Annotated in this window: 10 protein-coding genes and 2 CRISPR repeat arrays; of the genes, 7 read left to right on the top strand and 3 right to left on the bottom strand. The window is 60.2% G+C overall.

From position 1 onward, the window contains the following. Nucleotides 1-58 precede the first annotated feature (58 nt). The gene (locus SM754_RS17005; RefSeq protein ID WP_323677359.1) at nucleotides 59-730 is read left to right on the top strand and encodes a transcription initiation factor IIB family protein; all 672 of its coding nucleotides are present in this window, start codon (nucleotides 59-61) and stop codon (nucleotides 728-730) included. 131 nt (nucleotides 731-861) lie between these two features. Beyond that, nucleotides 862-6,111: direct repeats of the CRISPR family, unit length 30 nt; unit sequence GCTTCAACCCGTCTACGGTCCTGCTGTAAC. Between the two features lie 112 nt (nucleotides 6,112-6,223). Here the strand turns inward: SM754_RS17005 and cas2 are convergent. From cas2 to cas4, 3 genes are read right to left on the bottom strand one after another with little or no spacing between them, the layout of a single operon-like run. Beyond that, nucleotides 6,224-6,484: a CRISPR-associated endonuclease Cas2 gene (gene cas2 / locus SM754_RS17010; RefSeq protein ID WP_323677360.1), complete on the bottom strand. Its 261-nt coding sequence runs from the start codon at nucleotides 6,482-6,484 to the stop codon at nucleotides 6,224-6,226. Then, nucleotides 6,484-7,479, bottom strand: coding sequence for a type I-B CRISPR-associated endonuclease Cas1b (gene cas1b, locus SM754_RS17015; protein ID WP_323677361.1), 996 nt, complete (start codon nucleotides 7,477-7,479; stop codon nucleotides 6,484-6,486). The genes cas2 and cas1b overlap by 1 nt, the downstream gene beginning before the upstream one ends. Before the next feature lie 6 nt (nucleotides 7,480-7,485). Then, nucleotides 7,486-8,052 (bottom strand): CRISPR-associated protein Cas4, encoded by a 567-nt coding sequence (gene cas4, locus SM754_RS17020; RefSeq protein ID WP_323677362.1) that lies wholly within the window; start codon nucleotides 8,050-8,052, stop codon nucleotides 7,486-7,488. A gap of 213 nt (nucleotides 8,053-8,265) precedes the next feature. Between cas4 and cas6 the strand changes: the two genes are divergently transcribed. The 6 genes from cas6 (at nucleotide 8,266) to SM754_RS17050 (ending at nucleotide 21,875) form a co-directional block, all read left to right on the top strand. Beyond that, the gene (cas6, locus tag SM754_RS17025; protein WP_323677363.1) at nucleotides 8,266-9,084 is read left to right on the top strand and encodes a CRISPR-associated endoribonuclease Cas6; all 819 of its coding nucleotides are present in this window, start codon (nucleotides 8,266-8,268) and stop codon (nucleotides 9,082-9,084) included. Further along, nucleotides 9,081-11,252, top strand: coding sequence for a TM1802 family CRISPR-associated protein (locus tag SM754_RS17030; protein WP_323677364.1), 2,172 nt, complete (start codon nucleotides 9,081-9,083; stop codon nucleotides 11,250-11,252). Before cas6 ends, SM754_RS17030 begins: the two co-directional genes overlap by 4 nt. A 21-nt stretch (nucleotides 11,253-11,273) precedes the next feature. Further along, the gene (gene cas7b, locus SM754_RS17035) at nucleotides 11,274-12,368 is read left to right on the top strand and encodes a type I-B CRISPR-associated protein Cas7/Csh2 (protein ID WP_323677365.1); all 1,095 of its coding nucleotides are present in this window, start codon (nucleotides 11,274-11,276) and stop codon (nucleotides 12,366-12,368) included. Nucleotides 12,369-12,416: 48 nt separating this feature from the next. Then, nucleotides 12,417-13,214 carry a type I-B CRISPR-associated protein Cas5b gene (gene cas5b, locus SM754_RS17040; protein ID WP_323677366.1) on the top strand — a complete coding sequence of 266 codons (798 nt, stop codon included), beginning with the start codon at nucleotides 12,417-12,419 and terminating at the stop codon, nucleotides 13,212-13,214. 4 nt (nucleotides 13,215-13,218) lie between these two features. Continuing rightward, nucleotides 13,219-16,062, top strand: a complete 2,844-nt coding sequence (locus SM754_RS17045; RefSeq protein ID WP_323677367.1) for a CRISPR-associated endonuclease Cas3'' — start codon at nucleotides 13,219-13,221, stop codon at nucleotides 16,060-16,062. 118 nt (nucleotides 16,063-16,180) lie between these two features. Further along, a CRISPR array of direct repeats spans nucleotides 16,181-18,045; the repeat unit is 30 nt; unit sequence GTTACAGCAGGACCGTAGACGGGTTGAAGC. 416 nt (nucleotides 18,046-18,461) lie between these two features. Then, nucleotides 18,462-21,875 (top strand): Eco57I restriction-modification methylase domain-containing protein, encoded by a 3,414-nt coding sequence (locus SM754_RS17050; protein WP_323677368.1) that lies wholly within the window; start codon nucleotides 18,462-18,464, stop codon nucleotides 21,873-21,875. The last annotated feature ends 59 nt before the right edge of the window (nucleotides 21,876-21,934 follow it).

A 21,934-nucleotide genomic window follows, 5' to 3' on the forward strand; every position in this document is an offset into this window, starting at 1 on the left:
CACGAGTTTATTCTAGGCCAGGTCTTCCTAATAGAATGGTGGGTGTTGTGGTGGCGTGATGCCCGAGGCGGTCGCGAGTGAGGGTGCGGATACTGCTGCACTTGAGCGCCTCGTCCACGAGAACGCCGGTGGGCCAGTGCAAGGCGTCGAGTATCGACATGTCGCCCGCTGGGAGCTCGAAACCATCGCCACCGAAATCGACACACCAGACTTAGTTCCGGAAGCGCTCGCCCTGTACGACGAGATCATCCAAGATTCGATGATCAAGTTCCGAGAACTCGCGACCGTCGCCAGCGCCGCCCTCTACATCGCCGCCCGACAAACCCAAGCACCCATCACACAACGAACCATCGCAAACGCCGGCCACACGACAAGCCACCAACTCGGCCGACTCGTCACCGACCTCCAACGCGAACTCAACCTCGTCGTCCTCCCCCCACCACCAACAGCATACCTCGACCACATCCAACACGAACTCAACCTCCCCCCTGACGCCCGCACCAAAGCCGCAGAACTCGTCAGAGGCACGCTGGAAGCAACCCCAACCATCCAATCCGGCCGCTCCCCAGCCATCATCGCCGCCGCCAGCATGTACCACATCTGCACCCACGACCAATACCGACGCACCCAACAAGCCGTCGCCGCAGCCGCCGACGTCAACACCAACGCCCTCCGCGACATCTACCAACACCAAACCACCATCGACCACCTCCCACACACCACCCACTAACACGCCCACCAACGAAACACAACGTCGAACCATCTCTCAGACCACCAACACGCGATACAGCGCTCGCTCCACCCGCCTACAGCCCTGCTGTAACCCGACAGCCCGTATCCCCGGACTCTCATGCCGGAGTTATTTCAACCCGTCACCGGTCCTGCTGTAACTCGACGGCTTCGGACGGTCCGACGACTGGGTTCGTTTCAACCCGTCTACGGTCCTGCTGTAACTGCTGTCACCTCGCCGAGTGTCGCCGCGTCTAGCTCGCTTCAACCCGTCTACGGTCCTGCTGTAACAGTACACGCCGCGCGTCGACCACACCGCCGACGGGAAGCTTCAACCCGTCTACGGTCCTGCTGTAACCTCGTCGACCGCCAGGTACTTCGACGGAACTGGCTTCGCTTCAACCCGTCTACGGTCCTGCTGTAACCTCGTCGACCGCCAGGTACTTCGACGGAACTGGCTTCGCTTCAACCCGTCTACGGTCCTGCTGTAACGCGAATCTCGTCGGCCAGGTCGCCGGCGTCGACGCTTCAACCCGTCTACGGTCCTGCTGTAACGCTCGAATGCGTCTGCTGTGACGACGACGGTCGGACGCTTCAACCCGTCTACGGTCCTGCTGTAACGAGACGGGTGGCGTCATCGCGCCGGAGCGCGCTCGCAGCTTCAACCCGTCTACGGTCCTGCTGTAACGAAGCACGTGACGATGTACGCGGAGGGGCTGGTTGCTTCAACCCGTCTACGGTCCTGCTGTAACGTCGCCGCACTCCGCACCAGCAGTAGCGAAGATGTCGCGCTTCAACCCGTCTACGGTCCTGCTGTAACGCGATCGCGGCGTCAGTACCCATGCTCCTCGAGGCTTCAACCCGTCTACGGTCCTGCTGTAACGTGGACGCCGCGCGCTACGTCCGCATCCACGAAGACGCTTCAACCCGTCTACGGTCCTGCTGTAACGCCGGGTCCGTGATATTCAGCGTCTCGTTCGTAATCGCTTCAACCCGTCTACGGTCCTGCTGTAACGACAGGTGGAATGGTTTCTCGTCCCATTCATCATTGCTTCAACCCGTCTACGGTCCTGCTGTAACCCGCAATCACCTGCCAGACCTGCCGGACAGGGTGTGCTTCAACCCGTCTACGGTCCTGCTGTAACGCGTCAAATCTACTCTGACACAAATCATGGGAGTTGCTTCAACCCGTCTACGGTCCTGCTGTAACGTAGTTCAACCAGTCAAGCGCGTCGTCGTCGAGGATGCTTCAACCCGTCTACGGTCCTGCTGTAACGGGAACTCCGTCGGGGAGGGGTGCGATTTGTAGCTGCTTCAACCCGTCTACGGTCCTGCTGTAACCTCGTAGCGGTACTCTTGCTCCTCGCCGTCGCGGTGCTTCAACCCGTCTACGGTCCTGCTGTAACTCGAGGTGCCAGCGAACGGCGCGACCGTGGAGGTGCTTCAACCCGTCTACGGTCCTGCTGTAACGGGTCGCTCTACGCGAGTGACCCCGAGCGCTCGCCGCTTCAACCCGTCTACGGTCCTGCTGTAACGTGGTGTTAGCGACCAGGACAACATGGAAGCGGTCGCTTCAACCCGTCTACGGTCCTGCTGTAACAACAAAACTATCCCGGTCCTGCACGAGCATCGTGACAGCTTCAACCCGTCTACGGTCCTGCTGTAACGCGCGGTGCTGGAGCAGGTCGAGACCCGGTAGTCGCTTCAACCCGTCTACGGTCCTGCTGTAACGGTCTTTGGTCACCGGTCGCCACGAAGTTCGGGGTGCTTCAACCCGTCTACGGTCCTGCTGTAACGCCTGGAGGCGGCGACGTACGACGGCGGTCACGCGCTGCTTCAACCCGTCTACGGTCCTGCTGTAACGCAGTCCGGCTGTTTTACTTCTTCTATCCTGTCGGCTGCTTCAACCCGTCTACGGTCCTGCTGTAACAAGGGCGCGGAGGCGGCGGACGCCGACGCGTTCGCGAAGTTCCTGAAGCTTCAACCCGTCTACGGTCCTGCTGTAACAAAGCTATCCCACTGGTAGGCACAGGTTGTGCTCAGCTTCAACCCGTCTACGGTCCTGCTGTAACGTCGCGTGCCGGGCCAGCTCCGGCTCGGCTTTGTGGCCGCTTCAACCCGTCTACGGTCCTGCTGTAACGGAAGTCGCGACGACACGAACACAAGTGAGACTGAGCTTCAACCCGTCTACGGTCCTGCTGTAACGGGTGACGCAAGGACCTCAGACCACCCACCAGCATTTGCTTCAACCCGTCTACGGTCCTGCTGTAACACGAACGGGAACAGCCACATCAAAGCCGAACTGGGCCGCTTCAACCCGTCTACGGTCCTGCTGTAACCCGGGGTGGGGGACCACGACGACAGCCTACGAGGGCGCGCTTCAACCCGTCTACGGTCCTGCTGTAACCGTAGCCGCTCGCGTACTCTTGGGCGCGCCGAATGACGCTTCAACCCGTCTACGGTCCTGCTGTAACTTTCAGATATTCGAGGCGGCGCACGAAAAACTGCGGCGCTTCAACCCGTCTACGGTCCTGCTGTAACCGTTCGAGCACGAAGGCGAGCGGTTCGTGGCGAAGCTGCTTCAACCCGTCTACGGTCCTGCTGTAACTCGGCGATACGGTCCGGCCCTGTGTGGGTACGTGCGCTTCAACCCGTCTACGGTCCTGCTGTAACGCGCGAGCTCATGGAGCGCGACCCCCGGAACGAGGACGCTTCAACCCGTCTACGGTCCTGCTGTAACTCTACCGGGCAGTAGTAGTCTGTCATGCTTTCTCGCTTCAACCCGTCTACGGTCCTGCTGTAACAGGAGCTTGCGGGTGAGGTAAACGCCGCAGACCGTGCGCTTCAACCCGTCTACGGTCCTGCTGTAACACAGACCGCGCGACAGCCTCGTCGGTCGACCCGGCCGCGCTTCAACCCGTCTACGGTCCTGCTGTAACACAGACCGCGCGACAGCCTCGTCGGTCGACCCGGCCGCGCTTCAACCCGTCTACGGTCCTGCTGTAACACGTCCGGAACTTCGTCCGCGTCGATCTCGAACGCGCTTCAACCCGTCTACGGTCCTGCTGTAACAGGGCCAGCTTGGGCCGTCCTCCCGTCTGTCTGCTCTGCTTCAACCCGTCTACGGTCCTGCTGTAACGTGTTTCGGACGCTATTCGCTTGTCGTTCGTTCGTGGCTTCAACCCGTCTACGGTCCTGCTGTAACATAATTGCCGTTCTCGGTGTGATTGACTCTCGGGGTGCTTCAACCCGTCTACGGTCCTGCTGTAACTTCTTCGCGAGCTTCCCACTGCTGGGGCGTGAGTGCGCTTCAACCCGTCTACGGTCCTGCTGTAACGCCGGGAGGAAGTCATCGGTGGGTTGGTCGGCGATGCTTCAACCCGTCTACGGTCCTGCTGTAACCGCCAGAGAAACCGGCCCAATGGGGTTCGTATAGTATGCTTCAACCCGTCTACGGTCCTGCTGTAACACGTCGTCGGCGTCCACCCACCGCCATCCGTGAGTGCTTCAACCCGTCTACGGTCCTGCTGTAACGCTCCGCGCTCTGGATGTCTTCGAGTACGTGGTCGCTTCAACCCGTCTACGGTCCTGCTGTAACTCTCGTCGTACTCGGGGTCTTCGCTCCCGTCAGGGTCGCTTCAACCCGTCTACGGTCCTGCTGTAACGCGGCGCCGTGAAGCAATCGCTTGCCGCCTACGACGCTTCAACCCGTCTACGGTCCTGCTGTAACCGTCTCCAACACCTGCGCGCCGCGCCCCCGGATTCGGCTTCAACCCGTCTACGGTCCTGCTGTAACGGGAGTGATCATCACCGCGCTCCTGCTCCCGATCCTGCTTCAACCCGTCTACGGTCCTGCTGTAACAAAGGGTTACGTCGAGAAACACCCTGACTATTCTTCGCTTCAACCCGTCTACGGTCCTGCTGTAACCTGTGTCTTCGCCAACAGCGCCCGCTTCACGTCAGCGCTTCAACCCGTCTACGGTCCTGCTGTAACGGCCCGATCCAGTCGCGAGCCACGGCTCGTGCACGTCGCTTCAACCCGTCTACGGTCCTGCTGTAACCGTCGTTGTGCAACCAGTCTGGTGCGTTCATTGAAGCTTCAACCCGTCTACGGTCCTGCTGTAACTCGTCGGCTACCTGCCGCGGGAGTATCGAATACTCGCTTCAACCCGTCTACGGTCCTGCTGTAACCGCAGACGACGCTGGCCGTGGCGCTCGGCGGGCTCGCTTCAACCCGTCTACGGTCCTGCTGTAACTAAGACCGGGCAACGGGTGATGGATCGCGCCGAGGAGCTTCAACCCGTCTACGGTCCTGCTGTAACCTCGAGGAGGTCCTCGGATTCAGTTTATTCAAAGACGCTTCAACCCGTCTACGGTCCTGCTGTAACGCGAACGCTCTCGGGATGCAGGACGCGCAGGAGGCGCTTCAACCCGTCTACGGTCCTGCTGTAACGGAGAACGGGTTGTTTCGAGTCTGGGACATGGGTGGGCTTCAACCCGTCTACGGTCCTGCTGTAACCCCGCTCTCGACTTGCACGCGCCGATTCGACAAGTCCGCTTCAACCCGTCTACGGTCCTGCTGTAACTATCAATTGCTACGACTGAACCGGACGTATTAAACTTGCTTCAACCCGTCTACGGTCCTGCTGTAACCACCTGCGACTATCCAGGCCGCGACGACTAAGAGAGGCTTCAACCCGTCTACGGTCCTGCTGTAACGACGTCGGATAGATTGGAGACATGAGCCTTATGCCACGCTTCAACCCGTCTACGGTCCTGCTGTAACCAGATATTCGACGCCCTCCAAGTCCTCGGAAATGAGGCTTCAACCCGTCTACGGTCCTGCTGTAACACGTGTTCGCTCCGAACTCGTCGGGGTCGGCCGACTGCTTCAACCCGTCTACGGTCCTGCTGTAACGTCGTCGGGGGAGCGGTTCTCGGGGTACTTCGGGTAGCTTCAACCCGTCTACGGTCCTGCTGTAACGGTCGCGTCGGCGAGGTCGTCCTGCTTCGACTCCATGCTTCAACCCGTCTACGGTCCTGCTGTAACAGGGAACTGGCGGCGATGACTGCCGATCAAGAGGGGCTTCAACCCGTCTACGGTCCTGCTGTAACCCGATACGATTCGCCCGGCGTCACCGCGTTGTCCGTGCTTCAACCCGTCTACGGTCCTGCTGTAACCGAGGACGCGATGCTGGTGGCTCACCACCAGTCTTCGCTTCAACCCGTCTACGGTCCTGCTGTAACAGTGAGTCCAACGACTTGGAACTCGCGTCGGTCAACGCCGCTTCAACCCGTCTACGGTCCTGCTGTAACCGAACAGCGTCACGACGCCCTCCACGCCGTTCTCGTGCTTCAACCCGTCTACGGTCCTGCTGTAACCATCCCCGATTTGGGGGTGTGAGACTATCTAACGGCTCTTTACACTCAAGGATTTCCATCGACCCTCGATTCTGGGTCTACCCCCGGGGGGTTGATGGAAACGGAGTGGCGTTCAGGTGAAGCGACTGTCCGGGTCGTCGGTATCGCCGTAGGTAGTGTGGTCCACGAAGCCAACGGCATCGGCTTCGAAGATGATGATGGAGTCCTCGGGAATCAGTTTGGATTCGATGTCGTGCTTGACGTCCTCGAGCTGTCCGGGAGTGAGGTCACCGTAGAAGACGGAGTACTGAATGTGGTTCAGACGTTTTCGCAGGAGTTTACGGTAGATGCTGGTTCGGTCGGCGGGAACGTCGTAGACGACGAGCACGAACATCACCACCAACGCTCCGTCGGATGATAGTCCTCACCGGTGAGAATGTGTTTCTTGAGACTGTAGACATCGGTCTGGACGAGCGTCTTGTAGCTGACGTGGCGATTCAGGCGTGGATGTTCAACGGTCTCGTCCAATGTCTCTTCGTACTCTTTGAGCACAGTCTTCCGCCCGGATTCTGTGAGGAGACACCCATCGAGGTCGGTTTCGAAGTCATCGAGAGTCAGTTGCTGGCGGTTGACGAGTCGGAAGAGGATGCGGTCCGCGAGGATCGGTTTGAAGATGTCGGCGATGTCGAGGGACAGCGTGAACCGGCGTTCACCGGGTTCGTGGACGTAACCGATTGTTGGGTCGAGGGCAGTCTTTCTGATTGCTGCGACGCACGTGGTGTACGTCATCGAGTTGAGGAATGAGATGAGAGCGTTGGTCTCGTTGGTGGGTGGATTGTACTCGCGAGTGGAGAACTCAAATGGATCGCTGAGGATACTGTCGAAACAGCCGTAGTAGTGTTTCCGTGCTTGGGCTTCGACCCCGCGAAGGTCGTCTATTGTTGGTGCCGAGGCGGCGTCGGCTTTGAGTGCGTCGAGTGTCTCCAGTTCGGTGCTGAAGTTGCCCCGGGTGTCGTGATAGTACCGGAGGTTAGTCCGCATGTTGTGGATGCTGGCAGCGATGATGTCTTGGCCGATGGTTTGGCGGCGGTCGGTGTCGTCGTAGGCGCGGACTTGTTCGACGACGGTCTGACCTGAGATGTGGTCGCGTTTTGGGAGGTAGGAGCCGTTGTAGTAGTCGTTCCAGCCGAAGACGTGGAGGGGGACGCCGTGATCGTTGAGGAGGCCGAGGCAGCGAGTGTTGAACGTGATTTGGCCGTGGAGGTAGATGTTGTCGACGTTTTCGACGGGGAGGTGTTTGGTTTCGCCGTCGAGGGTGTCGATGCGGAGGGTGTTTTCGTTGCGAGTGAGGTCACCGTCGGCGAAGATGTGGTGGTTGGGTTTGGGCATGGGTGGTTACATCCAGCAGAGGTCTTGGTAGAGGCAGGCGTCGCAGACCGGTTTCTTCTCGAGTGGTGGTGGGGTGGCGTCGTCGAGGATGTCGATGATGTCGGTGAGGATGGTTTGGATGTGGTCTTTGTTCTCGGATGTGAGTTCGATGCGTTCGCGTTTGCGTTCGGTTGGAAAGGCGAGGACGCCATCGCGTTGAATGTCGAGGATTTCGTCGAGATACCAGAGGTAGTAGAGGAGTTGGTTACGTGCTGGGTCGGTTAGTGAGGATGAGACTTTGACCTCCATGATGTCGCCGGAGTCAAGGACGTCGATCTGGATGCTGCCGTTGAGCTGGAAGGAATCGCGTTTGTCGCGGTAGCTGGTCTCGTCGACGTGGGTACCGCGGCGGATGTTGACTGAGTCCCGGTCGATGTCGATGCCGCGGGACATGAACCAGAGCTCTCGCTCACAGACGGTATAGTACTGCACCATCAGCCCCGTGATAGTGTGCCGGAAGGATCTGTGTGGGTGGCGTTCAGCGGCGATAAATGAACCAAGGGCTGAGTTTTGTGGACTTTCGGTGGTCGTCATTGGGTATGAGTACTTCGTGAAGCAGATGTATATTGATACAAACGCTTGGGGAATCAAGCCATGACGGATTTGTTGGAATTAACCCCACTGGGTAGACGCGAGCTTCACTTTCACTCTGGGCCGGAAGTTATTATTATCCACATACGCACTATCAGGTGTCGTTGATATGAATATCAAATTACAGCTGGTTGGACTCCCACTCGCCACCAATCAATGCGCTTGTTGATACGCCTCCGCGCCCGCAGAGACGGCGTCTACGATACCGCCTACCACCGTGGACTCGCAGGGCGCATCTGGCAAACGCTCGAAGACACACCGTTCGACAACAATCACGACACCGACAATCCCAACGGGATTGCGTTCAGCAACGTCTTCCCGTTCGGTGACTTCGAAGAAGGCGACCAACGCAACGTCCTCGTCGCTGCAACCAACGACGACGTCCTCCATGCAATCGGCGCGGACCTCATCGAGAACCGCGAATTCAACGTCAAAGAGATGCCGTTCGAGGTCGACGAAATCACCGGCGTCGAACCTGACGTCGGCGAACCCGGCACCCACGGCGTCCTCGAATGCGCTACGGGTCTCGTCGTCCGCATCCCACCATCGCGCTTCGACGAGTACGGTATCGATGTCGACAGCGACGCAGCGGAGTTCTGGAAACCAGAACACACTCTGGACCCACTCCAGACACAACTCGAGAACAACCTCGACCGAAAGCACTCACTCTACCAGCCAGACTACCTCCCTGGCCCAAGCGACGTCGACGGCGACCTCTTCACCGACTACGAACTCATCAAGACGTACTCCCTGCCCGTGACAGTCACCGAGAACGTCGAACAAACCTACATCCTCAGCAAGTTCCGGTTCCACTATCGGGTCCGCGATGACGACCATCGCCGGCATCTCAACCTCGCACTCGACGCCGGACTCGGGGAACGCAACAGCCTCGGATTCGGATTCGTGAACGTCCGCGAAGATCAGAAGGAACCGCCCACGGCCGGACAGGCGTCTGCCCGAGGTGCGGACTCGTGACCACACAGGAATTCGACGAGGAAGCCTTCGAGTGCCCGTTCGAGACGGTGTCGTCACTTCGGCGCGTCCAAACACTCTACGGCGCGATGGCAGAAGCCGTCGGGACACACGGTGAGCAACTGATCCACGACGACTTCCAAGTGTACGTCACGCCAGGCGAGCTCGACGGCTTCGTCGCCGAAGACAGCGGGGTCGACGCCAACTCGCTGGTGACCGTCCACGTCGACCTCACCACCGACACCCCTAGCCTGGAGGGGGTTTCCATTCGGCCGCTCCGCGAAGACCTGGTCGCACGCCTGGGTTTCTCTCGCTATCCGTGGGGGCGTGGTATCGACAACAGTATCACGCGACGCGGAGCGAAAGGCGGGTCGACGCGGTCGACGATGCAGACGTACTGTGTGGACTGTCTGGAACGCTGGACGAACGCCGACGGCCGCGAGCCAGCAGTCGGTCGAATTGCCGAGGAACACCCGGACGGCTGGATTATCAAAGCGCTGCAAGCATTGGGCCAGCAAGATAATATCGAAGAACGCATCGAATCCGAACTGAAGGCCGAAATCGATGCAGAGGCCAGTCCTCGAGTTGTCGCAACAGTCGCCCTCCGACTGGACCCCGAGGACCTTTCAAAGCCCACAGTCGGCGATCCGCTTGACGGCGAGTACTATCCCGGCCAACTACACGTACTGAATGCGGGGATGCAAGCGCGAAAGGAGGAGAAACTCGCGCGAAAGAACCTCCCTGATAGCGCCCCGCCATCGCGAGGGACGAGCAGCTGTCTCGTCACCGGCGAGACCGACGACGTATTCGGCACGGCGGAAGACCCCCTCGCGTTGTTCACCGTCCAACACACTGAGAAGTTCCCACGCCTCGAGAAGTCCGAGTCCTGGCGGACACATCCAATCAGCTCGAAGGCAGCACTCTTCGTGCAATCAGGCGCATCGCTTATCGACCAATGCCGAACCACGCGTGGTGGTCGAAGCGTGTACACCATCCCATACACGACCACCGTCTCGGAGGAGTCCGCTGCAAATATCTACGCGATCATTCGTGACACTGATACCGAGACCCAGGCGGCGATGGCGAAACTCCAACGACGCGCCGAGGATCATCCGGAGTTTGATTCCGACCTCCGCTTCTACCTGCTCTCGGTGCGGAACGACAGTGGCGACATCAACGTGCTCCACGAACAGCCGGATGCGACCATCACGCCTGCCCGCACAATCGCCGACCACCACGTCGGCGTCACGAACAGTTCGACGTTCAACGCTGTCGCGGGCTTCCGGCAACCAGCGGACTGGGCGCCAATCGCTGTCGGCACAACCCCAGACATGGTCGCCGAGTCGATTGTCTCCGGACGCTACGCGTGGGGGACTGTTTCGGAGAACGACGCAGATGCCCCACCGATTGACGCGGCGAGCGAATGGCTCACGTACTCGCTCATCGCTGGCGATTCGATCCCGGTCGACCGCCTCCTTGACGAATACATCACGCGACTTAATCAGGAACGTACCAGCGACGACGACGACCGCCTGTCGGAGAACCACCTGAAAGCACAGTACGCGCAACTCCAGGCGCTCGCCGGCGCCGGCAAACTGCACGCAACCACTCCAAAAGCAGACGGTCTCACCTCACCAGCACGCATGCACGACACCACTACAACCGACCCAGAGCTGCCACCAGTCGACCAGTTCGTCACCGACCACGATACCATCCCACTCGACCCCATTCGAGAGTATCGACTCAACCGGTTCCTCGAGGAGCGCTCCGCGTTCGACGATACGGAACGTCGGAGCGCGTTCCTCGCCGGCGTCCTCGTCGGCCAGATTGCGACCCACCAAGCCGACAAGCGTGATATGAACCAGACCGCACTTGCGGCCCATCCCGCCGAGCGCATGAGTGGCCGTCGCATCCGACAGCTCGTCATCGACCTCGTCGACAAGGCCAACGTCTACGCGATGGACACTCCCGGCGACGGCTCACTCTTCCCGGAACTCGAGGACCGCGTCCCCGAAACACTCAGCGAGGCCCCCATGGAATCGTGGCAGCTCTCGAAGCAGGACCTCCGATTCCACTACGCACTCGGCCAGCTCTACGGCAAGCGCGCCCAATCCCGCGCCTACGACCTCCGAGAACAGCTTGCCGACGAAGCAGACATCGACACGAACTAACCGACCACAACTCAGCTACCCATGACTTCCACCACCAACGCCGACGCCGACACCGTCCAGCACCGCTCCGAGATTGTCTTCGTCACCGACGCACAAGACGCCAACCCGAACGGCAACCCGATCGGTGAGAACCGACCCCGCATCGATCCCGTCACCGACCAGGCCGCCATCACCGACGTCCGCCTGAAGCGATACCTCCGCGACCAGCTCGTCGACGACGGCCACGGCGTCTTCGTCCGCAAGACCGACTCGGGCGACAGTGGGTCGCGCGCCCAGCTCGCACTCAACGTCCTCAGTGACATCGACAGCGTCGACGCGCTCGAAGCACACGACGACATCGACGCCGAATTCCTCCAGGAAGCAACCGACGTCCGCTACTTCGGCGCCACCCTGAGCTTCAACCGCGACCCCGAGAAGGACCTCCACCAAGCAATCGTTGACGCCTTCGAGGGCGGCAACTACACCGGCCCGGTCCAGTTCAGTCCCGCCCGGTCACTGAACGCCGTCGAACTCAACGAGGAGACCAACACTTTGACGAGCGTCATCTCCACCCAGGAAGGAAAGACCACCGGCGGCTTCGACCTAGACGACCACCGCTTGAAGTACGGGATCTTCCCGTTCCACGGCGTCGTCGACGAACACGGCGCCCGCGACACCGGCCTCACCGAGACCGACGTCAAACGGCTTGACACGCTCTGCTGGCGTGCGCTGAAGAGCCAGACGATCTCCCGGAGCAAGGTCGGCCAGGAACCCCGGCTCTACCTCCGCGTCGAGTACGATACCGAGGGATTCCACGTGGGAGACCTCCAGAACGGCCTCGACCTAGACCGTGAGCTAGCCGGCGACGACGACGCACCCACGAGCGACGACACGCTCCGGAACGTCACCGACATCTGTCTCGACGTCACGAAGCTCCTCGCCCGACTCGACTCCGCAGCCGAACACATCGACACCGTCCACGTGGTGGGGAACGATTACCTCGACATCAGCGTCGCTGGCGAGCCCGCAGGCACCGCTGCAGACCTCCCCAGCCTCATCACTGATCGTGGTCTCGACGTCCACGAGATCGACGTCTACGACGAGTTCACGCAGACGCTCCCCGACAGCGAGGCCTGACTCATGCCGGCCGCTGCGCACGCGGACCGCATCAAGGGTGCCGTCACCGTGGCCGAGGAGACCCCCACGGTCGTCGATGGCGTGCCATCGAAGTGCCTCTCACTAACCCTCTCTGGTGAGTGGGGGCATTTCCGACGCATCGACCGCACGGTCTCGAAACAGACCTATCGCATCCCGCCACGAACCACACTCGCCGGACTCCTCGCGGGTATCGTCGGCGTTGGCCGGGACGGCTACTACGACCTGTTCCAGCCATCGAACTCGGCGCTGGCCATCGAACTCGTCGACCCCGTCCGCACCGTCCCGATGCCATCGCTCGGGCTTGGCACGAACCCAAGCGAGACCTTCGACTCCGCCGGCGGGACCGGCCGGAAGACGGTTGCTGCACGCTTCCCTGACAGCACGGATGCCCGCCAACTCCACAGCTACCACTATCTCGTCAACCCAACCTATCGACTCCACGTCGCCATCGAAGACCCCGCCTTCTATGGCACACTCCGCGACCGCCTCACGTCGGGCACGTCGTACTACCCGCCAACGCTCGGCCTCTCCGAGCTGAACGCTGCCGTCGAGTACCACGGCGAACACTCGGTCACTGCCGACGCGAGTGACGAGCCGGTGTCGGTAACGTCGGTACTCCCGGATGGCGGTGCGTCTATCATCCCTTCTCCCGGGAGCTCCTATTCGATTGAACGCGTCCCAGGGTACATGAGCGCGGACGAGTCGGGGCGAACGACCACCGGCTACATCGATTACGCATTCACCGAAGATGCAACTCCGATGACGATCAACGACGACGAGCTCGCGCTGGGAACCGTCAACGACCGCCTCGTCGCATTCACCTGACCACATGCCCGAGATTGCCGCCCGGTTCCGAGACGGCACGGCTGAACTGCTGACAACGCACAGTGCGGCGGTCGCGACCCGCGCCCAGTCGCTCCGCGCCAGTGCCGACACTCCACCCGCGAACGCGTCTGTCATGGAGACGGTAGGGTATCTTCACGACCTCGGGAAAGCAACGACGTACTTCCAGCGGCATCTCCGTGGCAACACGGTCGAGCATCACGAGCGCACGTATCACGCTCGCCTCGGCGGTCTCGCGACCTTCGAAGCTCTCCGCCGGATGGGGTGTTCGAAGCGCACGCAACTCGCTGGCTGTCTGGCCGTCTTCAAACACCATGGCCGAGTTCCGAATGCGCGCGAGTACCTCGTTGAGACGGTTGCAGACACCGAAGCAGACGGCTATGGGTACGTGCCCGAACAGGTCGCGGACATCGACTCCCACCCACAGCACACAGCGGTGGCAGACGACCTCCTGACCACAGCCACCGACGGGGCGCTATCATGGTCCGAGTTCGCAGCCACGATCAATGACGGCTCGCTCTTCGACACCCTCCGACAAGCGGTTCGCGATACGCCAAGCGACGTCCTCGTCCCGGACCCTTCCACCGCGTCGCTTCCAGACGGCCTCTACGAGACCACACTGACGTACTGGAGTCAGTTGACACTCGCCGACAAGACGAGCGCCGCTGACACACTCACAGACACGACACTCGAACCAGCGCACCTCGAACTCGACGCGCTCGAAACCTATCTCCAGACACTCCAGGACGCCGCTCTCGACCCCCCAGATATCGACGACCGCGCGCTCACGGAACTCGACCTAGCCGAGACAACGGACTTGAACTCACTCCGCGAAGCCGTTCGCCGCCACGTCAAGCACACCGTCACCGAAGTCGTCACCGACAATACGCCGGTGACGACCCTCACACTCCCCACCGGCCTCGGCAAGACCTTCACCGGACTCAGCGCCGCATACACACTCCGCGACACCCGCACCCATACCGAACTGGAGACCGAAACCCGTCCCCGCGTCATCTACGCCCTGCCCTACACCTCTATCATCGAACAGACCCGCGGACACTTCGAGCATCCCGATATCTTCGACGCCAACCCACTCGGCCAAGCGTTCACCGTCCACCACTACCTCAGTAACACCCGCACCTACCCCGATATCGACACCCAATCCGACCATGGTCCGGACGCCACCGCAAACGACATCGAAGACCACGATGCAGCGCTCCTCGCCGAAAGCTGGCGTGCCGGCACCATCCTCACCACGTTCGTCCAACTCTACGACAGCCTCGTCGGCCCCACGAACGCCCAAGGCCTGAAACTCTCCGCGCTCCAGGACAGCATCATCATCCTCGACGAGCCCCAGACCCTCCCGAAGCCCTGGTGGCCAGCCATCCGCCGCCTCACCACCTACCTCACAGAGACCTACAACGCCCGCATCATCTCGATGACCGCCACCCAACCATCACTCTTCACCGCCGCCCCCGACATCAACACCGCCTCACTCCTCCCTGGAACGACCGACACTGGGACCGAACTCCAACAATGGACGTACGACGCACTCGAACGCGTCACCTACACTATCGACGACTCGGTCTCCACCATCCACGCTGACGACGGCGGCCTCCCATACGACACCGCCGCCACCACCGTCACCGAGAAACTCACCAACGAATCAGATAGCACGGACCCGGCCAGTGAGGATTCAGCACGTTCGATTCTCTGCATCTGCAACACCATCGACAGCACCCACGAACTCGCCACCACCATCACCCAGACGCTCACCGAATCCGGAGCTGACGTCACCAACCTCGGGGCTCTCTACACGTCTGTCCTGACACAGTGTTCGCCACCACCCACCGAAGACAACGTGACGCCAGCCAACCGCCCGTCGACGACACAGCTCGCGACCGAGATGCTCCGCCGACTCGGCCTCGAACAAACCGACAGCGAGACGGACAGCCTCGATCCTGATGCGTGGACCACCACGACCGACAGCGACTCGCGTCCTGATGGTATCGTCGGCATGTTCTCCAGTCGATTACGGCCAACCGACCGTACAACCCTCATCGCCGCCGCGAACGTCCTCGCCCAATCCTCGATCCCGTTCGTGTTCGTATCGACACAAGCCATCGAAGCCGGCGTCGACATCAGCTTCCAGCACCTCTACCGCGACATCGCCCCCATCGACAGCATCGTGCAAGCCGCCGGCCGCTGCAATCGCTCACTCGAATGGGGCACACAAGGTGGTACCGTCACCGTCTGGACACTTGCCCCAACCCCAGACACCGACCAGCCCCCAGCCACGTACGTCTACAGACCACCCAAACAACTCAAGAAAGCAGCAACCCTCCTCACCACACACGCCAACGCCACTGGCGAACTCTCGGAAGCCACCATCGCCGCCGACATCGTGCCAGCGTTCTTCGACTGGGTCGAGAACTACGACTTCGAAGACCAAGCCCTCACGAGCGCTCTAGACGACTGCGATGGCAACACCCTCGCCCCGAAACACCTCATCGAGGACTCCACCCAGAGCACCGACGTCCTCGTCGCCATCACACCCTTCGAACGCGCATTACTCGACACCCTCTGGAACGGCTACGTCGTCGACTACGACCGCCTCGCAGCACTGAGCGACCTCCGAATCTCGATCCCAGAATCATCGATTCAAGCGGTCCCAAGCCAACTCACCCGCATCGACCACCGCCCCACCGACGCTACGGACGGGACCCCCGTCCTCCAATGCACCGCCGGCGGACCAGGTGACCTGTATGACCCCGCCGACGGCGGCTTCCGAGTCACCAACACCGACTCCGTAGACAGCCGCTTCTGGTAACCTGCGAGTTTCCTCGATTTCCATCAACCCCCCGGGGGGAAACCCAGAATCGAGGGTCGATGGAAATCTTTGAGTGAAACCCCCGAGTATAGACGCTCATGCCCGCGTCTCGGGCATGGTTACAGCAGGACCGTAGACGGGTTGAAGCCAGAAGAACGTCCACGAGGAAGCTGAAGCCGGCGTTACAGCAGGACCGTAGACGGGTTGAAGCTCGGCCATAGAATTTCGCCTTCTTTCCTCCCATGGTTACAGCAGGACCGTAGACGGGTTGAAGCGACTCGTAAGGCCCATCGAACGCGAATCCTCGCGTTGTTACAGCAGGACCGTAGACGGGTTGAAGCATCCAGGCGACAAGTCGGGTCCAGGCGCGTCCAGTGTTACAGCAGGACCGTAGACGGGTTGAAGCCAGTCGCCGTCTTCCGTCTCCGCGAAGTCCACACTCCAGTTACAGCAGGACCGTAGACGGGTTGAAGCGACAGCGCCACGCTGGTCAACTCCGGCGATCTCCCCGGTTACAGCAGGACCGTAGACGGGTTGAAGCACGCCACCAGCGCCACGTTCTCGTCTATCGGCCGGCGTTACAGCAGGACCGTAGACGGGTTGAAGCGAGCACCAGCAACAGACGGCGGCCGACGAGTACCTTCGTTACAGCAGGACCGTAGACGGGTTGAAGCGCTGAGTAGCGAGCGGTCTATTGAATTGCGCGAGAAGTTACAGCAGGACCGTAGACGGGTTGAAGCGCCGGTGTCGCTTTCTCCGCGAGAAGGCCGGCCTTGTTACAGCAGGACCGTAGACGGGTTGAAGCTCCCACACTTATGACACAAAGTCGGCCGGCGTCTCGTTACAGCAGGACCGTAGACGGGTTGAAGCTGTCCTTCCAAACTGGGTTAACCGTTTCTGAGTCGGGTTACAGCAGGACCGTAGACGGGTTGAAGCAACGACGGCAAGAACGTGTCGGGGTACGACGAGGTTACAGCAGGACCGTAGACGGGTTGAAGCAAAAAGTTGCTTGCGGAAGACCGGAACGTGTCGGTGTTACAGCAGGACCGTAGACGGGTTGAAGCCGGAACAAGTCCGTCACCATCAACGAAGCCGGTGGTTACAGCAGGACCGTAGACGGGTTGAAGCAACCCGTTAACGGGTGAGATTGAATGACCGCGAGCGTTACAGCAGGACCGTAGACGGGTTGAAGCGACCCGGACAGTCCCGCGCCGTTCGAGCTGGGCGCGTAGTTACAGCAGGACCGTAGACGGGTTGAAGCTACGGCATCCCGATGCTCGTCGTCGACGGCGACGTGGTTACAGCAGGACCGTAGACGGGTTGAAGCCGGGAGCCGTCACGAGCAGCACGCCCTTCAGAAAGTTACAGCAGGACCGTAGACGGGTTGAAGCTCGAACAGATGGAGGTCGGCGTTCCGTTCACGCCGGTTACAGCAGGACCGTAGACGGGTTGAAGCCTCCTGCTTCTCCCACGCCGGGCCTTCCTGGAGGAGTTACAGCAGGACCGTAGACGGGTTGAAGCAACGAAAAGTGCCCCGGGTGCGCCAACACCCGCGGGTTACAGCAGGACCGTAGACGGGTTGAAGCGTGAGTCGGTCCTTCCAGCTTCCGAACGTCGCCGAGGTTACAGCAGGACCGTAGACGGGTTGAAGCGTCGAGTTGGACCTTCTGGACGTCGGCGGGGAGAAGGTTACAGCAGGACCGTAGACGGGTTGAAGCGCCGTACTGCGGTTAGTTGTCTCGCTCTAATCTATTAGTTACAGCAGGACCGTAGACGGGTTGAAGCTCAGATGCGCGGACGCTCGAGGCCGTCGAAGAGATTGTTACAGCAGGACCGTAGACGGGTTGAAGCAAGGCCCGACCCTCGGCGGAATCGACGAAAGCAACCGGTTACAGCAGGACCGTAGACGGGTTGAAGCGCCCTCGTGGTCGACCTCGGGGCTCAATTCTTCAAGTTACAGCAGGACTGTAGACAGGTTGAAGCGTGTTGAACAGCCACGCCATCACCCACTATTCGTAATGTTAAGGTAGGGCTGTAGAAGGGTTAAAAATAAATCACGGCCGGCGTCGTCAACGACATCGCCGACGCCGCACGGAACTAATCACGACCACGTTTCCACAGAACCACAACCACTGTATCGCATTTTCAGTGGCACACGTGAGTTTGGAGACGTCGGGTCAGGTAACCCCTGTTAGTATAAAATGCTAACCAGTGGGTGCTGCGGTGAACCAATCAGGGGCCACGTATCAGGAGCGACGTCGAACTGGCTCATCGACGAGTCCAAGTTGAGCACGATTCGGGCGCAACCCCTGCGCTCGTGAACACTATCCGCTCGCTGTGGGATCCCCGGGCACTAACAACCGTGCTTTTATCACGTGCTTGTTGTTCTAGTGCGGGTGATGAGCCAGGCTACGTTGAGCAGTGCCCCTTACCTGAATTCGAACCTCTTCTCGGGTTACTATCTCGACGAGCGGATTGACGACCTTGACGCGTGGGAGTGCGACGACGACGCCGAGGCTGCGTTCCAGGAACTCCAAGATCTCTGGGCGCTCGAAGGCGAGCTCGTCGCGGGCTACAAAGAGGACGAACTATTGGACTCGTGGATCGACGAGGTGCTTGCCGTGCTCGGGTTCGGGAGCCAATCGGAGACCACCGTCCCCGGCGGCGGCGGGTACAACGACCGGTTGCTCTTCGAGTCAGAATCGGCGCGCCGCGACGCAGCGAAGCAAGCACTCGACGCAGACGACACCGTCATCTACAACCGCGCAATCGCAGTCCTCGAAGCCAAACAGTGGGACGCGGATTTCACGAAGCGATTCGACGAACACCGCTCCTATCGCGACGCCTCCCACCAGATCAAGTACTACCTCGAACACACCCCCGAAAGCCTCCAGTGGGGCATCCTCACAGACGGCAAGAAGTGGCGGCTCTACGGCACCAAAGATTACGCCACCGAAATCTACTACGAGGTCGACCTCCCCGAACTCCTCACGACGGGCGATCTTGAGGCGTTCAAATACTTCTACGCGTTCTTCCGCCCAGACGCGTTCCGCGAAACAGCCGGCACAACGTTCCTCGATACCGTTTGGAACGAGTCCGAGACCGCAGCCCAAGAACTCGGCGAGGACCTCCAAAATAACGTCTTCACCGCACTCCGCGTGCTCGGTGAGGGCTTCATCCACACCAACGACCTCGACATCGACCCGAACGACGCCGAAGCGCGCGAAGAGCTGAAAGAACAATCACTCGTCTTACTGTATCGGCTGATGTTCGTCCTGTACGCCGAATCACGCGGCTTGATTCACCCCGAAGACCCCGCATCCCAGGCCGAGTACGAGACGCACTTCAGTCTCACGCAGCTCCGGTCGGAGATTCACGACGCCGTCACCGCCGGCGATACCTACGAGGATTTCAGTGGGTACGCCACCCAGATGTGGAGTCAGCTCCAGGATCTCTTCGGGCTCGTCGACGAAGGCAAGGCCGCGCTCGGCATCCCGCCCTACAACGGCGGGTTGTTCGACCACGACAACCACGAATTCCTCGCGGAGCACGAGGTCGCTGACCGCTACATCGCCGAGGTCATCCACCGCCTCGGAACGACAGCGGGAGACGATGGAGACCCGGTGCTCGCGGATTACGCGGACCTCGACACGCGCCACCTCGGGAGCATCTACGAGGGCTTGCTCGAACACGAGTTCCGCATCGCCCCCGAACAGTACGCAGCGGTCAACGAAGACGGCGGCCAAGTCTGGAAGGCCGCGACGGAGGTCACTGTCGCTGACGCCGTCGAGACCGTCGACGAAGGCGAGCTGTACGTCGTCAACGACGACGGCGAGCGGAAAGCGACAGGCGCGTACTACACGCCGGACTACGTGGTGAACTACATCGTCGAGGAGACCATCGACCCACTACTCGACGACATCCGTGCGGACCTGGAGGCCGACGGCTTGGACCCTAGCGACCAGGCGTATTTCGGCCGGTTCTACAGCGAGATCTTGAACCTGAAGATACTGGACCCGGCGATGGGGTCGGCGCACTTCCTGACGAGCGCCACCGGCTACCTCACCGAGCAAGTGATGGAGGTCGTCCGCGAGCAGGAACGCCAAGGGCGCGACGAGCAAGAGCTCCGACGAACGATCGCCAAGGAGTGCATCTACGGCGTCGACGTCAACGGCATGGCCGTGGAGCTGGGGAAGCTCTCGATGTGGCTGGAGACGCTGGCGGCGGACAAACCACTCGCGTTCCTCGACCACCACCTGAAGGCAGGGAACTCACTCGTCGGCTCCGACATCTCTGCGGTGCTCTCCGAGGACAGCGATACCGACGAGGGACAGTTGACGTTCACGCAAGTGTTGGCGCGCGCTCGCGAGCAGACGCTCGGCCACGTCATGGACCTCATGGAAGATCTGCTCGCCATCGACAACGACAACCTCGCGGACATCAAGTCCATGGAGGAGATCTACGACGAGGTCCGCAACGACCCGCTCTACCAGCGATTGTTCCAACTCGCCAACGTCCACACCGCCGAAGACTTCGGGCTGGACGTCCCCGACGGCGTCTACGAACAGATGGCTGGCGCCATCGAGGACGAGAGCGAGTGGGCCGCCCTCGAATCCGAAGACTGGTTCGCGGACGCACAATCGATGGCCGCCGAAGAGGACTTCTTCCACTGGGAACTCGAATACCCCGACGTCTTCTTCGGCACCGACGGCACCCGTCTCGATGGCGCCGGCTTCGACGCCGTCATCGGGAATCCGCCGTATGTTCGTATCTACGGTGATACGCTGCCCGAGGCGTTTGTCGAGTATCTGAGAACGATGTACGAGACTGCGCATATGAAGTTCGATTTGTATGTCGTGTTCTCGGAACTTGGAATCAATCTCACTCGCTCCCGGGGTACGTTCTCTTACATCGTCCCGCACAAGTTCACCTCCACGCCGTACGGAGAACCATTGCGTGACCAGATGCTTGACGAAACAGAAATATTATCGATATTGGACTTACGAGACCGGACAGTCTTCGCTGACGCAACCGTGTCCAATCTCATCCCAGTGTTGCGAAAATCAGCGTCCAGACCAGAGACGACTGAGATCCGAACCCTCGACAAGCACAATGAACTCACTGCGAACGACCTCCCTCTGTCGGCAATCATTTCGGACGAGGATCATTCCTTCCGAATCTCACGATCTGCAGAAGATATGGAGCTGACCTCAAAGGTCCGAGAGCAATCGATTCGGTTCGACTCTATTTTCTACACAAACTGGGGGCTGCGGACCGGAACAAAAGAGAAAACTGAAAAATACGTCGTTGAGGACGGGTCAGGTTCCAACTCGCATCCGATGGTGCGAGGCCAAGATGTGGTTGCGCCCTATCGGCTACGGAATCCTTCTGAGTATATCAGATACGATAAGGATGCGCTTTACAACCCGATGTTTGAGGAACTGTTCGAGAATGAGAAAATCATCTTCCGCAAAATCAGTGGGGCGGGACTCATGGCAGTCGCCGATACAAACGACTACTACTGTTTCTCAACACTGATTCCCTGTGTCAATATCCAGCACGTTGCTGATGTAGACCGGGCTGGCATTCCAGACGTCACTCCCGAATCCGAACTCTACGACGATATCTACTACCCACTCGCACTCGTCAACTCGTCTCTAATGGAGTGGTTCTATGGCGTCAACCTCTCCGACAATCTCAGCGTCGTCCCCGGCCACATCAACGAACTCCCAATCGCCGAAATCGACGACATTGATACCCAAGCAGACTCAGACCACCTGACCCAACTGAGAAACGGGCACTGTCTAGTTTAGCACCTCTTCGGCTGGCGTGCGTCCATCGAGCGCCTGGTGCGGCCGCTGATGGTTGTAGT

This window comes from Halorubellus amylolyticus, from assembly GCF_034808145.1.
Lineage (GTDB): Archaea > Halobacteriota > Halobacteria > Halobacteriales > Natrialbaceae > Halorubellus.

Bases quoted from the DNA above. Each gene is read 5' to 3' on its own strand.
- cas1b (WP_323677361.1), bottom strand. From the start codon at position 7,479: ATGCCCAAACCCAACCACCACATCTTCGCCGACGGTGACCTCACTCGC.
- SM754_RS17045 (WP_323677367.1), top strand. From the start codon at position 13,219: ATGCCCGAGATTGCCGCCCGGTTCCGAGACGGCACGGCTGAACTGCTG.
- SM754_RS17005 (WP_323677359.1), top strand. From the start codon at position 59: ATGCCCGAGGCGGTCGCGAGTGAGGGTGCGGATACTGCTGCACTTGAG.
- cas2 (WP_323677360.1), bottom strand. From the start codon at position 6,484: ATGTTCGTGCTCGTCGTCTACGACGTTCCCGCCGACCGAACCAGCATC.
- cas4 (WP_323677362.1), bottom strand. From the start codon at position 8,052: ATGACGACCACCGAAAGTCCACAAAACTCAGCCCTTGGTTCATTTATC.
- cas7b (WP_323677365.1), top strand. From the start codon at position 11,274: ATGACTTCCACCACCAACGCCGACGCCGACACCGTCCAGCACCGCTCC.
- cas6 (WP_323677363.1), top strand. From the start codon at position 8,266: ATGCGCTTGTTGATACGCCTCCGCGCCCGCAGAGACGGCGTCTACGAT.
- SM754_RS17050 (WP_323677368.1), top strand. From the start codon at position 18,462: ATGAGCCAGGCTACGTTGAGCAGTGCCCCTTACCTGAATTCGAACCTC.